General features: G+C 59.4%; 15 protein-coding genes. 14 read left to right on the top strand and 1 reads right to left on the bottom strand.

Features of this window, described 5'->3' with window-relative positions; all coding sequences use genetic code 11:
- Positions 1 to 13: 13 nt before the first annotated feature.
- From uvrC to QWZ03_RS19870, 13 genes are all read left to right on the top strand, one after another.
- Positions 14 to 1,822, top strand: a complete 1,809-nt coding sequence (gene uvrC / locus QWZ03_RS19925) for an excinuclease ABC subunit UvrC (RefSeq protein ID WP_290334366.1) — start codon at positions 14 to 16, stop codon at positions 1,820 to 1,822.
- A gap of 37 nt (positions 1,823 to 1,859) precedes the next feature.
- Positions 1,860 to 2,432, top strand: coding sequence for a CDP-diacylglycerol--glycerol-3-phosphate 3-phosphatidyltransferase (gene pgsA, locus QWZ03_RS19920; RefSeq protein WP_290334365.1), 573 nt, complete (start codon positions 1,860 to 1,862; stop codon positions 2,430 to 2,432).
- Positions 2,433 to 2,604: 172 nt separating this feature from the next.
- Positions 2,605 to 4,011, top strand: a complete 1,407-nt coding sequence (leuC, locus tag QWZ03_RS19915) for a 3-isopropylmalate dehydratase large subunit (RefSeq protein ID WP_290334364.1) — start codon at positions 2,605 to 2,607, stop codon at positions 4,009 to 4,011.
- A gap of 42 nt (positions 4,012 to 4,053) precedes the next feature.
- The gene (locus QWZ03_RS19910; protein WP_290334363.1) at positions 4,054 to 4,182 is read left to right on the top strand and encodes an entericidin A/B family lipoprotein; all 129 of its coding nucleotides are present in this window, start codon (positions 4,054 to 4,056) and stop codon (positions 4,180 to 4,182) included.
- A 44-nt stretch (positions 4,183 to 4,226) separates the two neighbouring features.
- Positions 4,227 to 4,865: a 3-isopropylmalate dehydratase small subunit gene (gene leuD / locus QWZ03_RS19905; protein ID WP_290334362.1), complete on the top strand. Its 639-nt coding sequence runs from the start codon at positions 4,227 to 4,229 to the stop codon at positions 4,863 to 4,865.
- An 8-nt stretch (positions 4,866 to 4,873) separates the two neighbouring features.
- Positions 4,874 to 5,188 carry a hypothetical protein gene (locus tag QWZ03_RS19900; RefSeq protein WP_284196033.1) on the top strand — a complete coding sequence of 105 codons (315 nt, stop codon included), beginning with the start codon at positions 4,874 to 4,876 and terminating at the stop codon, positions 5,186 to 5,188.
- Between the two features lie 15 nt (positions 5,189 to 5,203).
- A complete protein-coding gene (locus QWZ03_RS19895; RefSeq protein WP_290334361.1) occupies positions 5,204 to 5,695 on the top strand; it encodes a hypothetical protein in 492 nt (163 codons plus the stop codon).
- Positions 5,696 to 5,821: 126 nt separating this feature from the next.
- Complete coding sequence (leuB, locus tag QWZ03_RS19890; RefSeq protein ID WP_290334360.1) at positions 5,822 to 6,889, top strand: 3-isopropylmalate dehydrogenase; 1,068 nt, start codon at positions 5,822 to 5,824, stop codon at positions 6,887 to 6,889.
- 240 nt (positions 6,890 to 7,129) lie between these two features.
- Entirely contained in the window at positions 7,130 to 8,239 is a 1,110-nt protein-coding gene (gene asd, locus QWZ03_RS19885) for an aspartate-semialdehyde dehydrogenase (protein WP_290334358.1), read from the top strand.
- A 77-nt stretch (positions 8,240 to 8,316) separates the two neighbouring features.
- Positions 8,317 to 10,620 carry a Tex family protein gene (locus QWZ03_RS19880; RefSeq protein WP_290334357.1) on the top strand — a complete coding sequence of 768 codons (2,304 nt, stop codon included), beginning with the start codon at positions 8,317 to 8,319 and terminating at the stop codon, positions 10,618 to 10,620.
- Positions 10,621 to 10,871: 251 nt separating this feature from the next.
- Entirely contained in the window at positions 10,872 to 12,590 is a 1,719-nt protein-coding gene (locus QWZ03_RS19875; RefSeq protein WP_290334356.1) for a diguanylate cyclase, read from the top strand.
- A 145-nt stretch (positions 12,591 to 12,735) separates the two neighbouring features.
- Positions 12,736 to 13,503 (top strand): phosphatase PAP2 family protein, encoded by a 768-nt coding sequence (locus QWZ03_RS21030; protein WP_373322446.1) that lies wholly within the window; start codon positions 12,736 to 12,738, stop codon positions 13,501 to 13,503.
- A gap of 116 nt (positions 13,504 to 13,619) precedes the next feature.
- Positions 13,620 to 15,296: a phosphoethanolamine transferase gene (locus QWZ03_RS19870; protein WP_290334355.1), complete on the top strand. Its 1,677-nt coding sequence runs from the start codon at positions 13,620 to 13,622 to the stop codon at positions 15,294 to 15,296.
- Here the strand turns inward: QWZ03_RS19870 and QWZ03_RS19865 are convergent.
- On the bottom strand, positions 15,274 to 16,287 hold the full coding sequence (locus tag QWZ03_RS19865) for a sodium-dependent bicarbonate transport family permease (protein WP_290334354.1): 1,014 nt from the start codon (positions 16,285 to 16,287) through the stop codon (positions 15,274 to 15,276). The genes QWZ03_RS19870 and QWZ03_RS19865 overlap by 23 nt on opposite strands.
- A gap of 94 nt (positions 16,288 to 16,381) precedes the next feature.
- Here QWZ03_RS19865 and QWZ03_RS19860 point away from each other — a divergent pair, with 94 nt between their 5' ends.
- Entirely contained in the window at positions 16,382 to 17,293 is a 912-nt protein-coding gene (locus tag QWZ03_RS19860) for a LysR family transcriptional regulator (RefSeq protein ID WP_290334353.1), read from the top strand.
- Positions 17,294 to 17,501 lie beyond the last annotated feature (208 nt).

Genomic DNA, 17,501 nt, shown 5'->3' with positions numbered 1-17,501 from the left:
TAATACGGCGGCCATGTCGGCATTCGACCCCAAGCCCATTCTTTCCTCGCTGCCAGGCTTGCCGGGCGTGTATCGCTTTCTGTCGGCCAAGGGCGATGTGCTTTATGTCGGCAAGGCCATAGACCTCAAGCGACGGGTATCGAGCTATTTTCAGAAAAACGATCAATCTCCCCGCATCAAGCTGATGCTGACCCAGGTGGCTGATATACAGACCACGGTGGTTCGCTCGGAAGGGGAGGCGCTGATACTGGAAAATAATCTGATCAAGGCGCTGGCGCCGCGCTACAACATTCTGTTTCGCGACGACAAGAGCTACCCCTATCTGGTGTTGACCGGGCATGCCTACCCGCGCCTGGCCTATTACCGTGGTGCGCTGGATAAACAGAATCAGTATTTTGGGCCATTCCCCAGTGGTTACGCGGTGCGCGAAAGCATCCAGCTGCTGCAGAAGGTATTCAAGCTGCGCACCTGCGAAGACAGCGTGTTCGAGCACCGTGCCCGACCCTGCCTGTTGTTCCAGATCAAGCGCTGCAGCGGCCCCTGTACTGGCGAGATATCCGCCGAGGACTACAAGCGCGACCTTAGCCATGCAGCGCAGTTTCTGCAGGGCAAGACCCATGATCTGCTCAATGCCCTGGACGAGAAGATGCGCGATGCCGCAGCGGCCTGGCAGTTTGAGTCTGCCGCCGCCTACCGCGACCAGATACAGAGCTTGGCCAAAGTGCAGGAAAAGCAGTTCGTCTCCAGCAATGCCAGCGAGACAGATGTGGATATCGTGGCGTGTGCGGCCGAGGAGGGTATGGTCTGCGTGAACCTGGTCATGGTGCGTGGCGGCCGCCATGTCGGCGACAAGTCACTATTCCCCAGCCACGGCGAGGACTATGAGGTGCAAAGCGCGCTGGAAGCGTTTCTGGCGCAGCATTATCTGGACCGCAGCATCCCACCCGTCATCGTCTGTAACGGCACGGATGAGTTCGGGACACTGGCCGAGCTGCTTGCCGCCCAGGCCGGCCGCAAGATCGCGCTGGTGACCAATCCCATCGCGGAGCGCCGGGTGTGGCTGGAGATGGCACTGAAGAATGCCAGGCTGGCCATCAGCCAGCGCCTGTCGCTTGAATCCACCCAGTTGGGGCGCATACAGGCCTTGCAGGAGGCGCTGAGCCTGCCTGACAGCGCACAACGTATCGAATGCTTTGATATCAGCCACACCATGGGTGAGGCGACGGTGGCATCCTGCGTGGTGTACGACAAGCTGGGCATGCAGCCCAAGGAGTACCGGCACTACAACATCAACGGCATCACGCCAGGTGATGATTACGCCGCCATGCGCCAGGTGCTGACCCGCCGGTATGAGAAGATTGCTGCTGGCGAAGGGGTGGCACCCGATGTGATATTGATAGACGGTGGCAAGGGGCAGATATCGGTCGCGGTGGAAGTGATCGAGGAGGTGGGGCTGCAGGACGCCTTGCTGGTGGGCGTAGCCAAAGGCGAAACGCGCAAGCCTGGCCTGGAGCAGCTGGTCATCCCATCGAGTGGTCAAGTGCTGCATCTGCCCCGCGATTCCGCCGCCTTGCACCTGATACAGACCATACGTGACGAGGCACACCGCTTCGCCATTACAGGTCATCGTGCCCGCAGAGGCAAGGCAAGGGTATCATCCAGCCTGGAGGAGATAGACGGCATAGGCGCCAAGCGCCGCCAGAAGCTACTGACGCGCTTCGGCGGGCTGCAGGGCGTCAAGGCCGCCAGTGTGGACGAGCTGTGCCAGGTTGAAGGCATCAATCGCGCACTCGCTGAAAAAATCTACCAAGCACTACACTGACATTACAACCACTACTTCCATCGGCTTAGCTGGCTTCATGCCCCTCAATCTCCCTAATCTGCTCACCTGGGCGCGGATACTGATGATCCCGCTCATACTCGGCGTGTATTACCTACCCGACGCCTGGCTTTCTCCCCTAGGCAAGAACCTTTGCGGAGCCGCCTTGTTCATGCTTGCCGGTATTACCGACTGGTTTGATGGCTATCTGGCGCGCAAATGGAACCAGCTGTCCGCTTTCGGCGCCTTTCTCGACCCAGTGGCCGACAAGCTGATGGTGGCGGCCGCACTGATACTGCTGGTGCAGCTGGATCGTGCCGAGGCCTGGCTGGCCGCCATCATCATCGGCCGGGAAATCACCATCTCGGCATTGCGGGAGTGGATGGCCCAGCTGGGCTCCAGCAAGAGCGTGGCGGTTTCTTTGGTCGGCAAATTCAAAACGGCGGCGCAGATGGTGGCCATCACCGTGTTGCTGCTGCACGAGAACTTCATACCTGGCATCCCGACCCAGCAGCTGGGCACGGCCTGCCTGGTGATTGCCGCCTTGCTGACACTGTGGTCCATGGGTTACTACCTGCGCATGGCGTGGCCTCAACTTAGCGGCAAACCCTGAGAGCCAAGCCTCGCCAATACCGCATCAAATGGAGTTTTTGCTCCACCTGACGGGTTTGACGCCTGGATGACCGGCCTGCTTCGTCATTTGCATATTCCCCGCCCCCGGTTGCCGGTGCGCGCCGCTGCGTGATAAGTTCGACATCCCCCGACGCAACCCGGTTGTAAAGACTATGGCGCAAACCCTATACGACAAGCTCTGGCATAGCCATGTAGTGCACGAGGAAGCCGACGGCACCGTGCTGCTCTACATTGATCGCCACCTAGTCCACGAAGTCACCAGCCCCCAGGCATTTGAAGGCCTCAAGTTGGCTGGCCGTAAACCATGGCGTATCTCGTCCATCGTCGCCACAGCGGATCACAACACGCCGACCGATCACTGGGACGAGGGCATCAAGGATCCCATCTCGCGCCAGCAGGTTGAGACGCTGGACGCCAATATCCGGGAGGTCGGCGCGCTGGCTTATTTTCCGTTCAAGGATCAACGCCAGGGCATCGTGCATGTGGTGGGGCCGGAGAATGGTGCCACGCTACCGGGCATGACCGTGGTTTGCGGCGACTCGCACACTTCCACCCATGGCGCATTCGCCTGCCTGGCACACGGCATCGGCACATCCGAGGTCGAGCATGTCATGGCAACCCAGACGCTGACCGCCAAGAAATCCAAGGCCATGCTGGTGCGCGTGGACGGCCAGCTGGGCCGTGGCGTCACCGCCAAGGATATTGCCCTGGCGGTGATAGGCCGTATCGGCACGGCCGGCGGCACAGGCTACGCCATCGAATTCGGCGGCGCTGCCATCCGTGCCCTGAGCATGGAAGGCCGCATGACGCTCTGCAATATGGCCATTGAAGCCGGCGCCAGGGCTGGCATGGTGGCCGTGGACCAGATCACCATCGACTATCTGCAGGGCCGTCCGTTCTCGCCCAAGGGTGAGGTGTGGGATCAGGCTGTAGCGCACTGGCGTACGCTGGTGTCGGACGAGGGCGCCAGTTTCGATGCTTTGGTCGAACTGGATGCGGGCAGCATTGCACCGCAAGTTACCTGGGGTACATCGCCCGAGATGGTGGTGACGGTGGCAGACCGGGTACCCGACCCCGCCAATGAGACTGATCCCACCCGCAAGAGCGGCATGGAGCGTGCGCTGGCTTATATGGGCTTGCAGGCCAATACGCCCATCAGCGAGATCCCGGTTGACAAGGTGTTCATCGGCTCCTGCACCAATAGCCGGATCGAGGACTTGCGAGCCGCCGCAGCCGTTGCGCGCGGCCACAAGAAGGCCGCCAATGTGAAAGCCGTGCTGGTCGTGCCGGGCTCGGGTCTGGTCAAGGCGCAGGCCGAGGCCGAGGGCTTGGATAAAGTCTTTGTCGAGGCGGGCTTTGAATGGCGTGAACCCGGTTGCTCGATGTGCCTGGCCATGAATGCCGACAGGCTGGAGCCTGGTGAGCGCTGCGCTTCGACCTCCAACCGCAATTTCGAGGGTAGGCAGGGGCAGGGTGGGCGCACGCATCTGGTCAGCCCCGAAATGGCGGCCGCCGCGGCAATTGCGGGTCATTTTGTCGACGTCAGAACTTTTGCCTGATCGTGGCGGACGAAACACCATAGCAAACCCGGAGAACAGACCATGAAACGATTTGCTTTCTTTGCCCTGGCCCTGATCGCTGCGATGCAACTGACAGCCTGCAATACCATGCAGGGGTTGGGTAAAGATATCAAGAAGGGTGGCGAAGCCATCGAGAGGGCTGCCAACTAAGGCCGCTGCCTGGCCCGCAAGGGCTTTCGTCACCGAGAGAGAACATGCAAGCTTTTACCACACTGCAAGGTCTGGTCTGCCCACTGGATAGGGCCAACGTCGATACCGACGCCATCATTCCCAAGCAGTTCCTCAAATCCATCAAACGCTCGGGCTTTGGCCCTAACCTGTTTGATGAATGGCGCTACCTGGACCATGGTGAACCGGGTATGGACAACAGCAAGCGGACAGTGAACCCGGACTTCGTGCTCAACTTTCCGCGCTATCAGGGTGCCCAGGTGCTGCTGGCCCGCGAGAACTTCGGTTGCGGCAGCTCGCGCGAACATGCCCCCTGGGCGCTGGACGACCACGGCTTTCGGGTTGTGATCGCCCCTTCGTTTGCCGATATCTTCTTCAACAACTGCTACAAGAATGGCCTGCTACCCATCGTGCTGCCGGCTGAGGTGGTGGATCAGTTGTTCCAAGAGACGGCTGCCAGCGAAGGCTACCGCCTCACTGTCGATCTGGCTGCCCAAACCGTGACCACGCCATCGGGCGCATCCTTCGGCTTCGATGTTACCGCCCACCGCAAGCATTGCCTGCTGAATGGCCTGGATGAAATCGGCCTGACCCTGAATCACGCCGACAAGATCAAGGCATTTGAAGCCCAACGCCGCGTAGAGCAGCCCTGGCTGTTCTCCTGAGACCGGGTATGCCCCTGGGTTCAGCCTTTGGTCGCTTGCGAGCCGGTTTACTGGGCCGGTTGCAGCGGCATGGCGGGCTGACCTTTGTGCTGATGGGGCTATGCTTTCTGGGCTTCGGCGCCAGTTCGCTCAATCTGGTCATCCTGCTGCGTGCCAACCTGGAGTTGTTCTGGGAGCACGGCTGGCAAGTGGTAGGCGATGGCGCATTGCAGCAGTTGCTGGAGTTGATAGCGCTTTCCTATCTGGCACTGGCTTGCTGGATAGGATTCAAGTGTTGCGAAAAATTGCTGGTAGATCGCCTGACCAGCGAGCCCAAGCCGTAGTACAGGAGGATAACGATGCTGCCAGTCAATCAGACACAGCTGGACCAGATACGGGCGGATTGCCACGCACTGGTTCGTAGCCGGGCGCGACTCTCTGCCGGTGCGGCCGTCATTCCCGTGCCAGGCATGGATATGGTGGCGGACGTCATGGTGTTCTCCGAGCTACTGGAGAATATCAGCGCGCGTTTTGGCCTGTCGCACACCCAGATAGGGCAGCTGGACCCTGCAACCCGCAAGTATGTGATGCTGGCCGCCGGCCGCCTGGGCAGTGAGCTGATAGGCAAGCTGGTGACCAAGCAGTTGGCCAAGCTGCTGCTGGCCAAGGTGGGCACCAAATTGCTGGGCAAGACGCTAGTGCGCTTTGTACCCCTGGCAGGCCAGGCGGTGGCAGCCACCATCAGCTACCGGGTGGTCGCCCGCCTGGGGAATAACCATATCGAAGATTGCTACCGCGTTGCGCAGGGTTACCTGACGCAAGATGGCGCACTGGCAGCACAACAGCCATGAGCGATGGCGGGCGCTCGGCGAACCGATGCCCGCAATCGGCTGTCGTTGCCCCCTAACTGAAAAACCGAGCTTTGCCAGCGCTTGAATCACGGCCTGGACCATCCATCTGCTACGAAAGTTGAACCCATGAAAATCGCCATACTCCCCGGTGACGGCATCGGCCCCGAAATCGTTGCGCAGGCAGTACGTGTGCTGGAAAAACTCAAGGCCGACGGCCTGGCTGTGGAGACGGTGACCGTACCGTTGGGCGGCGCTGCCTACGACCAGTATGGCGAGCCCTACCCGGAAGCGACGCGTGATGTCGTCCGCACTGCCGATGCGATTCTGCTGGGTGCCGTGGGCGGCCCGCAGTACGACACCTTGCCGCGCGATAAGCGCCCGGAGCGTGGCTTGCTGGCCATCCGCAAGGATCTGGGCCTGTTTGGCAACCTGCGCCCCGCCATGCTGTACCCAGAACTGGCAGGCGCATCCACCCTCAAGCCAGAAGTGGTGGCAGGGCTGGATATCATGATCGTGCGCGAGCTGACCGGGGATATCTACTTTGGCCAGCCACGCGGCATCCATGTGAACGATGCGGGCGAGCGCGAAGGTTTCAATACCATGCGCTACAGCGAATCGGAGATACGCCGCATCGCCAAGGTGGCGTTCGAGATTGCCCAGAAACGCAACAAGAAACTCTGCTCGGTGGATAAGGCCAATGTGCTGGAATGCACCGAATTCTGGAAGGAAATCATCATCGACGTGGCCAAGCAATATCCGGATGTCGAACTCAGCCATATGTATGTCGACAACGCTGCCATGCAGCTGGTGCGCAACCCCAAGCAGTTTGACGTGATCGTCACCGGCAATATCTTTGGCGATATCCTCAGTGACGAAGCCTCCATGCTGACCGGTTCCATCGGCATGTTGCCCAGCGCCTCGCTGGATGCCAACAACAAGGGCCTGTATGAGCCTTGCCATGGCTCGGCCCCTGATATCGCCGGCAAGAATGTCGCCAACCCGCTCGCCACCATCCTGAGCCTGGCCATGATGATGCGTTATACCTTTGCGCGTGAAGACATCGCCAAGCGTATCGAGACTGCCGTGCAGACCGTGCTGCGCCAGGGTTACCGTACGGCGGACATCTATGAAGCCGGCACGCAAAAGGTGAGCTGCTCGGGCATGGGCGACGCGGTGGTGGCTGCGCTGGCATAAGCAGAAGCGATAAGAACTATAAGCGGATAGTGGATTCCGCTATGGCAGTAAGGTCAGGAGAATCCACTGCACTGCACCAGCCCACAAACATGGCTGCGCTTGCGGTAAACTCCTGATTCCTCAGCTCTGAGGCTTTGGCGGTGCAATGCAGAACAACCCGCAGGTTGTGTCGCTGCCGCCAAGTATTGCCGATCCAGGCGATGAGGCATCACAAACAATCTGGATCATAGGAATACCATCATGTTGAAAGTCGGTTTGGTTGGTTGGCGCGGTATGGTTGGCTCCGTGCTTATGCAGCGCATGCGTGAGGAGGGCGATTTCGCCCTGATCGACCCCGTGTTCTTCACCACCTCCAATGTCGGTGGGGCAGGGCCGGACGTAGGGCGTGGCGCGGCGCCCTTGAAGGACGCCAAGTCTGTGGCCGAGTTGAAAGCCATGGACGTCATCATTACCTGCCAGGGTGGCGATTACACCACCGAGCTGCATCCCCAGTTGCGCGCTGCAGGTTGGCATGGTTTCTGGATAGACGCGGCCAGCACGCTGCGGATGGAAGATGACGCCGTGATCGTGCTTGATCCGGTCAATCTGGACCAGATCAAGGCATCCATCGCCCGGGGCGGTCGCGATTTCATCGGCGGCAACTGCACCAATTCCATCCTGCTGATGGGCTTGGGCGGTCTGTTCAAGGCCGGCCTGGTGGATTGGGTGTCGTCCATGACCTACCAGGCTGCATCGGGCGCAGGCGCGCAGAACATGCGCGAACTGCTCAACCAGATGGGTAAGGTCAATGCCTCTGTCGCCCACCTGCTGGATGACCCCTCGTCTGCCATTCTGGAGATAGACCAGCGCGTGGCCGAAACCATGCGCAGCGATGCCTTCCCGACCGAACACTTTGGCGCACCACTGGCCGGCAGCCTGATCCCCTGGATAGACAAGCAGCTGGACAACGGTCAGTCCAAGGAAGAATGGAAGGGCCTGGCCGAGGTCAACAAGATACTGGGCACCAGCTCGCCCATACCAGTTGATGGCCTGTGCGTCCGCATAGGCGCCATGCGCTGCCATAGCCTGGCACTGACGCTGAAGCTGAATCGCGATCTGCCGCTGGCCGAGATCGAAAACCTGATCAAGGGCAGCAACCAGTGGGTCAGGTTTGTGCCAAATGACCGTGCCACCACGGTGCGTGAGCTAACGCCTACGGCAGTCACCGGGAAGCTGGATATCGCGGTTGGCCGGGTGCGTAAGCTCAATATGGGCCCCGACTATGTCAGTGCCTTTGTCTGTGGCGACCAACTGCTGTGGGGCGCTGCCGAGCCGCTGCGCCGTACCTTGCGGATCCTGCTGGACAAGTAATTCCTTACGCATCAAAACCTTGCGGCCCGGCTGGAAACAGCCGGGCTGTGTCTTTCCTGTATCCCTGCCTAGACGCCATGCTGCCTCCCATCGAACACCGTATTGCCCAGGAACTCAACTGCCGCCCAGCCCAGGTTGCCGCCACCATGGCGCTGCTGGACGAAGGCGCCACCGTGCCGTTTATTGCCCGCTATCGCAAAGAAGCCACCGGCGGGCTGGACGATACCCAGTTGCGCCACCTGGATGAGCGGTTGCGCTATTTGCGCGAACTGGAAGATAGGCGCACCGCCGTGATCGCCTCGGTACAGGAGCAGGGCAAGCTGACGGACGAGCTGCAAACTGCCTTACTGGCGGCAGACAACAAGCAGCGCTTGGAAGACCTCTACCTACCGTACAAACCCAAGCGCCGCACCCGCGCGCAGATCGCCCGTGAAGCAGGGTTGGCACCCTTGGCCGAGCTGCTGCTGGCTGAGCCCGGCCGCCAGCCGGAAGCTGAGGCAGCAAGCTTTGTCAGCGAGGAAAAGGGCGTGGCCGACACCAAGGCCGCCCTCGATGGTGCTCGCCATATCCTGATCGAGCAGTTTGCCGAGGATGCCGCACTGCTGCACGAGCTACGTGAGCTGCTGTGGCAACGCGCCGAACTGGTTGCCAGCCTGGCAGACGAGAGCAAGCGCGAAGCCGGCGCCAAGTACGCCGACTATTTCGACCACCGCGAGCCCCTGCACCGTGCGCCGTCGCACCGGGTGCTGGCGGTATTGCGGGGCCGCAACGAAGGCATGCTGAACTTTACGCTGGCACTGCCCGAAGATGCCGATCTGCCGGCAGGCAAGCCAGGTGCGGGTGAAACCCGCATTGCCGCACGCTTCAATATCCGCGATGCCAGCCGCCCCGCCGACCGCTGGCTGATGGATACCGTGCGCCTGGCCTGGCGTGCCAAGATATTCCTGACGCTCGAAGTGGAACTGACCAATCGGATACGCGAAAGTGCCGAGACCGAGGCCATCAAGATATTCGCCAGCAATCTCAAGGACCTGCTGCTGGCCGCCCCCGCCGGGCCACGCGCCACGCTGGGCCTGGACCCTGGCTTGCGTACCGGGGTAAAGGTGGCAGTGACCGACAAGACCGGCAAGGTGGTCGCCACCGATACCATCTACCCCCATGTGCCACGTAACGACTGGGATGGTAGCCTGCACCGCCTGAACCGCCTGGTGACACAGCATGGCGTGGAGCTGATAGCCATCGGCAACGGCACCGCAAGCCGCGAAACCGACAAGCTGGCCGCCGACCTGATCAAGCAACTACCGGAGCGCAAGCTGCAGAAGATAGTGGTATCCGAAGCCGGCGCCTCGGTATATTCCGCCTCAGAATTGGCCGCCCGCGAGTTCCCCGACCTGGATGTCAGCCTGCGTGGCGCAGTCTCCATTGCCCGTCGCCTGCAAGATCCGCTGGCGGAGTTGGTCAAGATCGATCCCAAGGCCATTGGGGTAGGGCAGTACCAGCATGATGTCAACCAGGGCGAACTGGCGCGTACGCTGGATGCGGTGGTGGAAGACTGCGTGAACGCGGTGGGCGTGGACGTCAACACGGCCTCCAGCGCCTTGCTGGCGCGCGTCTCCGGCCTTAGTGCCACCCTGGCCAGCAATATCGTGGCGCACCGCGATGCCCACGGCGCGTTCAGCGACCGCATGGCACTTAAGGCGGTGCCTCGGTTGGGCGAAAAGACTTTCGAACTGGCTGCCGGCTTCTTGCGCATCATGAATGGCAGCAACCCGTTGGATGCCAGTGCGGTCCACCCAGAAGCCTACCCGGTAGTAGAAAAAATCATCGTCAAAACCCGGCGTGAAGTGAAATCGCTGCTGGGCGACAGCGGTCTGCTCAAGCAATTGAACGCAACCGAGTTCACCGACGAGCGCTTCGGCTTGCCCACCGTGCGCGATATCCTCAGCGAACTGGACAAACCCGGCCGCGACCCGCGCCCCGAATTCAAAACCGCAACCTTTCAGGATGGGGTAGAAGACATCAAGGACCTATTGCCTGGCATGGTGCTCGAAGGCGTGGTCAGCAATGTGGCGGCCTTTGGCGCCTTTGTCGATATCGGCGTGCACCAGGACGGCCTGGTGCATGTATCGGCACTGGCCAGCAAATTTGTCAAAGACCCGCGTGACGTGGTCAAGGCCGGCGATGTGGTAAAGGTCAAAGTGGTGGAGGTAGACGTCAAACGCCAGCGCATCGCCCTGACCATGCGCCTGGACGACCCCATCGAAGGCGGCAGCCTCACACGCAGCGCCAACCCAGCAACCCCAAGGCCCGATCGCCAAGCCAAGGCCCAGCAGAGCGGCAACACTGCCATGGCAGCGGCCTTTGCAGCCCTGAAGAAATAAACGGCAAAGCAGGTGCCGCTGGTAAATGCGCAAATTTTGCGCAACCCGATTCGGGTATTGATGCATCGAGGTTTTTAGCGGTTTTGGCCGGGCTTATCCACAGCAGATGTGGATAAGCCGGATGCTGCTATCCTGTATCGAGAAGGGCAGGAGAGGGCGCTGCGCTGTCTATTGCCGCCGAGCAAGCGCAACCGCCCGCCCCAGCCAGGCCTTCCTAGGTCTTCGGTGTACGTCAGGGATATCGAATCGCCATGGAATCAAGCACCCATTATCGACTGCTACAAGCCGGCTTCGTGTTGGCCTTGCTGCTGCTGGCCCTCACCGCACTGGTGCCGATGCTGTCCGCCAACTGGGTCAACGCCGCAGCCAGCCAGCGCGAACAGATCGTCGGCCAGATGGAAGACATGCAGGTCATGCTGTCGGGCCTCAAGGACGCCGAGACAGGCACGCGCGGTTATCTGCTGACCGGCCGCGAGGAATACCTGCAGCCTTACTACCAGGGAACGGAGCGCTCCAGCGAACTGCAAGCGCAGCTAGACCGGCAGTTTGCCGACGACGCGACGCTGGCACCGCGAATGCGCGAACTGCGCAACCTGGTCAAGGCCTTGCGCGAGTATCAGTCGCGCATGATAGCGAGCCGACAACGCAAAAGCAGTGGCGACAGCCCGGAGTTTCACGATATCTCCCAGGGCAAGCTCAATATGGACCGCATCCGCGTCACCGTCGCCGAGGCGAGCGCCATACTCAGCGTGCGGCAGGCGAGCATCGCAGCGGAGCAGCGCAGCCGCGAGCGATTGGTGAGCCTGGCGGTCCTCCTGATCACCAGCCTGGACGGCGCGTTGTTTGCCACCCTGTTATGGCAGATATTCCGCGCCATGCGCGAGCGCCTGGCAGTCGCCCATGAGCTGCAGGCGCTGAGCGAGCGCGCTCAACTGACAGCAGACAATCTGGAGGAGCACAACTACCAGATGGCGATACTGTCGCGCATGTCGAGTGCACTGCAGGTCTGCGTCGATAGCGAGGAGTTTTTCGGCGTGGTCGGCAAGTACGCACACCAGCTGTTTCCAGCCCATGCCGGCGCCATTTACGCCTACCACCCCTCACGGGGCCTGCTGGAACGCATGGTCAGCTGGCTGTCGCCGGCAAGCGATACACAGTTGTTCGAGCCGCAGCAATGCTGGGCAATACGCCGTGGCCAGATACACGAGGTGGCCGACAGCGGCAAAGCGCCGGTCTGCCAGCATCTGCAGCACGAGGCCCCAGGGGCCTATCTTTGCCTGCCGCTCATGGCTGGGGGCGAGCCTGTGGGCATCCTCTATCTTGAGGCGCCAGCCGGAGCAGAGGAGCCTTTCCCCATCGGCTTGCGCCAACTGGCAAATGCCCTGGCCGAACAGGTGGCGCTGGCGGTGACGAATATGAACCTGCGGGAAAACCTGCGACGGCAATCCATAGTCGATGCGCTCACAGGGCTCTACAACCGGCGCTTCCTCGACGAGACCCTACAGCGTGAACTGACACGGGCCAATCGCCTCAGCGCCCCGCTGAGCGTGGTGATGCTGGACGTAGATCACTTCAAGCGCTTTAACGACACCCACGGGCACGAGGCCGGCGATCTGGTATTGCGGCAGATTGCCCAGTTCATGCAGAAGGCCTTGCGTGGCAGCGACCTTGCCTGTCGTTTCGGTGGCGAGGAATTCACCCTGATCATGCCGGAAACCACGCCAGAGAACGCCCAGACCAAGTGCGAAGAACTGCGTGAACAGGTCTCCCTGCTAACCATCCGACTCGGCGGTAAGCCACTGCCTGCCGTGACCATCTCCATGGGCATCGCCAGCTCGCCCCAGCATGCCGACCGAGCCGAGGAGCTCATCCAGGCTGCGGATGCGGCTTTGTATCGAGCCAAGCATCAGGGTCGTAATCGGGTTGAGGTTGCCGGGGGTGATGCCGCAATAGCGAGTACGAGTGCGTAGTATTAACACGCAGGCGGAAGAGGATATGCCGCTTACTGCCCGTAAGCTATATAGGCAGGATGCCTATGCACCCATAGTGCCTCCGATCCGGCAGTCGTAGTCAAACAGTTGGCATTTAAGATCGTGTTAAGTTTAGACGGGCTGAATGATGCACTTGCCCGTTACACATGGTCCGGTGCTTATGCCGCATCCCACCCTTCCCGATTTATCCCAGATACCTAAGCGCCCCACGGTTCTCCCATGGGGTGGGGCATGGCTGGGAATGCACGCTTGCGCCCTGATGCTTACCCTTCTGTTCGGATTGTTGCCCCTCGACATCTGGCTTCAAGACCCGCACTACAAGGCCGGTAGCTTTGTTGGGGCTGGTAATTGGTGGGTCGAGGTATTCAGCCATCGCTGGGTCAAATGGATGGTCTTGGTTAGCGCTGTCGTGGTATGGCTACGAGTGTTCACTAGTCCGAGGTGGCCAGCCGACAGAAGCGTCAACCGCCGCTGGTTGGCGGTGGGAATAGCGCTGGTTCTGGCACCAGCCTCGGTGGCTACGCTTAAGCATTTCAGTACCAAGCCTTGCCCTTGGGATCTAACGCGCTATGGTGGTTCAATCGCCGAGACAACGATTTTCCCCTTTACGCCTGTAAACGCAGTCGGTCAGTGTTTCCCGGCTGGTCATGCCAGTACGGGCTTTGCCCTGTTTGCGTTCGTCCTGTTGTGGCGGGGGCGCAATCCTCGCATGGCAAGATGGGTGTGGAGCTTGGCGTTCGTCGCTGGGCTATTACTGGGCTGGGGGCAACAATTGCGTGGAGCCCACTTCCTCTCACATACCCTTTGGTCCGCATGGGTTTGCTGGGCAGTTTGCTTGCTGGTGGACGATACACTGGGTCGATTCATGCCGACCAGCGAGGCTCGTAGCTAATGGTTTGACCAGCTTAAGGCTGGCTTAAGGTGCGGTTGCTGTAATGACTCGATACTCACTTATTGCTCCCGAAATGCTGACCAAGCTTTCGCATACGGGCAAGTCAGGATCGACCTTTGCAGCTCTCCATCCCAGCCTTCACCAGCGCTAGGCGTTCCAATTGGCTTTACGAAGCAGTTTGCTCGCGGCCCGCGCTTAGCGTCGAGTTGCTCACGCTGCTTGCGTCTTGTTTCTTTATTACTTGTTGTAACGGCGCTTTTTGGTCTGCCCTGATGTCCGGCCGAGACATCTACGCACCCTTCACTTGGTTCTTTGCTGTTGCTATCGCTGTGGGTCTGATTGCATTGCACTTTGCTTTTCTTTTGCTCGTGCTCAACCGTTGGACCGTAAAGCCATTGTTGACGGTGCTTTTCGTGGCATCAGGCATGGCCACCTATTTCACGCAACACTATCAGGTCTACTTTGACACTACGATGGCACGCAACGTCCTGCGCACCAATCCCAAAGAGGCACGTGATCTGCTGACGCTAGGCTTGATTCCTCACATGTTGCTACATACCGGCCTCCCACTGTGGGTTTTGTGGCGCGTCAATCTAACGTATTCCCGCCCGATCAAGGCAGGCTTGATGCGTATGGCCTGGGTAGTGGCGGCGCTAGCCATCGCAGCCAGCGCGATCCTTCTGGTATTCCAGGATTTGTCCGCAACAATGCGTAATCAGAAGGCGCTGCGCCATCTCATTACACCTGGCAACTTCATCGTATCCACACTCAAAGTTGTTGCAGCAGAAGAAGCCAAGGCGCGCGGACCCAAGGTTCCAGTCGGCATTGACGCAAAGTTGGGCGCCTCCTGGCAAACGCGGGCCAAGCCGGTGGTACTGGTGTTGGTTGTGGGTGAGACTGCCCGCGCTGCTAATTGGGGGCTAAGTGGATATGAACGACAGACAACACCGGAACTGGCGAAGCAGGGAGTGCACAATTTTCGTGCTGTAACCTCCTGTGGTACCAATACTGAAGTTTCGGTGCCTTGTATGTTCTCGCCCTTTGGTCGTCGCCACTATGACGAGGCTAAGATTCTCGGTCACGAATCACTGCTGCATGTCCTACGCCATGCGAAATTGAATGTCTTGTGGCGAGACAATCAATCTGGCTGCAAAGGGGTATGTAGTGACATCCCTACGGAGCAGCTGGATAGCCAGACGGATCGGGCGCTTTGCGATGGCAAGGGCTGCCTTGACGAAATCATGCTCAAGGGTCTGGAGCAGCGTATCGCTTCCACATCCGGCAGTTTGGTGATTGTTCTGCATCAGCTAGGTAATCATGGGCCGGCCTATTTCCGGCGTTACCCGCCCACGATGAGGACGTTTACCCCGACCTGCGATACCGTTGACTTGGGTAAATGCTCGCGCGAGCAAGTCATCAATAGCTATGACAACGCAATTCGTTACACAGATCACTTTCTCGCCCAGACGATACGGTTGCTACAAAACCAACAAAGCCATGATGCTGCCATGGTTTATGTCTCCGACCATGGTGAATCGCTAGGAGAAAGCGGCGTATTCCTACATGGTCTCCCGCGTGTCATTGCTCCCGAGGTGCAAACTCACGTGCCCATGTTCATCTGGACAAGTAGCACATACGAAAGGAGCTTTGGTGTGCGTGCGGGGTGCCTGCAGCAGCAGGCTGATCGCTCTCTGAGCCATGACAACATTTTCCATACAGTGCTGGGCATGCTGGACGTGCAGACTCAAGCTTATGACCGTGCTTACGATATCACTGCAGGTTGCCATAGCTGAGCACGCTATGGGCAATGCCCGTATAAAGCGGGATGCCGAGCAGGATGTTGAAAGGGAAGGTTATGCCAAGCGACATGCCGAAATAGAGCGCGGGTCTCGCTTCGGGAATGGCTAGCCGCAATGCAGCCGGGACGGCGATGTAGGACGCGCTGGCTGCGAGGACCATGAGCAAGGTAGCATTCCCAGCTTGTACGCCCATCAACAAGCAGACGAGTAGGGTGAATCCAGCATGTGCAATTGGCGCCAGTACGGCGTAGGCCAGTAGCCACGGCGAGCTGCCGCGTAGCTGGGGGAGCTGTCTGGCCGCGTTCAAGCCCATATCAAGCAAGAAGAATGCGAGCATCCCCTTGAAGAGGTCGCCAGAGAATGGCTGCATCGCGGCCTTGCCGGCCTCACCCGTCAAAAGGCCGATCAGCATGGCGCCAAGCAGCAGCAATTGTGCGCCATCGGTTAGTGACTCATGAACCACTTTGCCTATGGACATGCCCCCACTAGGGGCGCTAGAGAATACCCCTACGCTATTTTCAACAACGACCACTCCGGCCTTTTGGCGTAGCTGATTGGCAATCAGGACGGCCAGAACAATCGCTGGCGCCTCCATCAAGGCCATGGCTGCTGCCATGTGGCCGCCGAAACCGTAGCCGCGGATCTCCAAGTATTGTGTCGCCGTGATAAAGGTAACCGCACTGACAGAGCCATAGGTCGCGGCGAGTGCGGCAGCATCAAAACTGCCAACCGCCCGGCGCAACAGCACATAGCCAAGCAGTGGGACAAGTATGGCTAGGCTTACCGCGATGGCGAGCGTAGTCGCCACCTCGCCAGTCAGCCCTGAATGCGCCAAGGCAAAGCCTCCTTTAAGCCCGAGCGCCATGAGGAGATAGAGGGAGAGAAAACGGGAAATAGCCGGTGGAATTTCGAGATTGGACTTGAGTAGCCCGGCTGCGACGCCGAAGACAAAAAACAGAATGGCGGGATCTAGCAGGCTTTGCACGTAACCTATCCTCCGAAAAGTAGGTTGCATGGTAGAGTGAGTACATCGATAATGTAAAATCGATATTTAATATGATTTGTATCGATTTTTATCTATGAGCGTCACGTTCCGACAGCTGCAGCTTTTTCTCGCCTTGGCCGAACATGGCAGCATCAGTGGGGCGGCAAGGGCGTGTCATGTCACTCAGCCAACTGTCTCTATGCAGCTGCGCGAGCTAGCAGAGAATGTGGGATTGCCACTCTACGAGGTGATCGGCAAGCGGGTGTTCTTGACCGAGGCGGGGAGACTCCTGCAGCAGTCTGCGCAAGCCATGCAGAAGGAGTGGGAGGTGTTTGGTCAGCGTATCGATCAACTCCGAGGATTACAACGGGGACGGTTACGGGTTGCCGTGGTCAGCACCGCAAAGTACTTTGTTCCCAATCTGCTGGGCGTATTCTGCCGTCGGCATCCTGATGTCGATGTCAGCCTCTCCATTCTTAACCGGGATGGAGTCTTGCAGCGACTTCGTTCAAACGAGGACGATCTTTACGTCATGTCCAACCCGCCGCAGGATATGGATGTCACGACAGAAGCCTTCCTCTCCAACCCGCTAGTCGTGGTGGCGCACATCAATCACCCGCTCGCTTCGAGCCTGCAGATTCCACTTACTACCTTGTTGAGTGAACGGTTCATCCTGCGAGAGCAGGGCTCCGGTACGCGCCGCGCGTGCGATCGGCACTTTGCTGCGCTGGGCCTGCAGCCGATTGTTCGCATGGAGCTGGGAAGTAACGAGGCAATCAAGCACTCTGTTGCGGCCAACCTAGGGGTGTCAGTACTGTCTCGCCACACGCTGCATAGCGACCCTACGGTCGATGGCCTCGCCGTGTTGGATGTGGTGGGGTTCCCGGTTGAATCGAATTGGTACATTGTTCAACCGCGCGGCAAGCTGCTACCACCTATTGCGGCTGAGTTTCTGCGACATTTACGTGAGCATGTAGGTACGCTGCCGCGTACCGGAATCATCTGACCACCCATCATTTGGGATGAACGACGCCGCAACGATTCGGCATATGAACGGCAACCCACATTACTTCGCATAATGTTTATTATGTCAAGTTACGGCACAAGCTAAAACAGCTGCTGTCTGTACTTGGCGCGCTGGCAGCGCCGTCGCCGTCCTATGCATAATGCCCCCTCCTCTCTGTCACCAGCAGCCCGGCCTAGCCGGGCTTTTC

Source organism: Chitinimonas viridis (assembly GCF_030409555.1).
GTDB classification, from domain to species: domain Bacteria; phylum Pseudomonadota; class Gammaproteobacteria; order Burkholderiales; family Chitinimonadaceae; genus Chitinimonas; species Chitinimonas viridis.
This window is presented reverse-complemented; position numbering and strand designations above follow the sequence as displayed.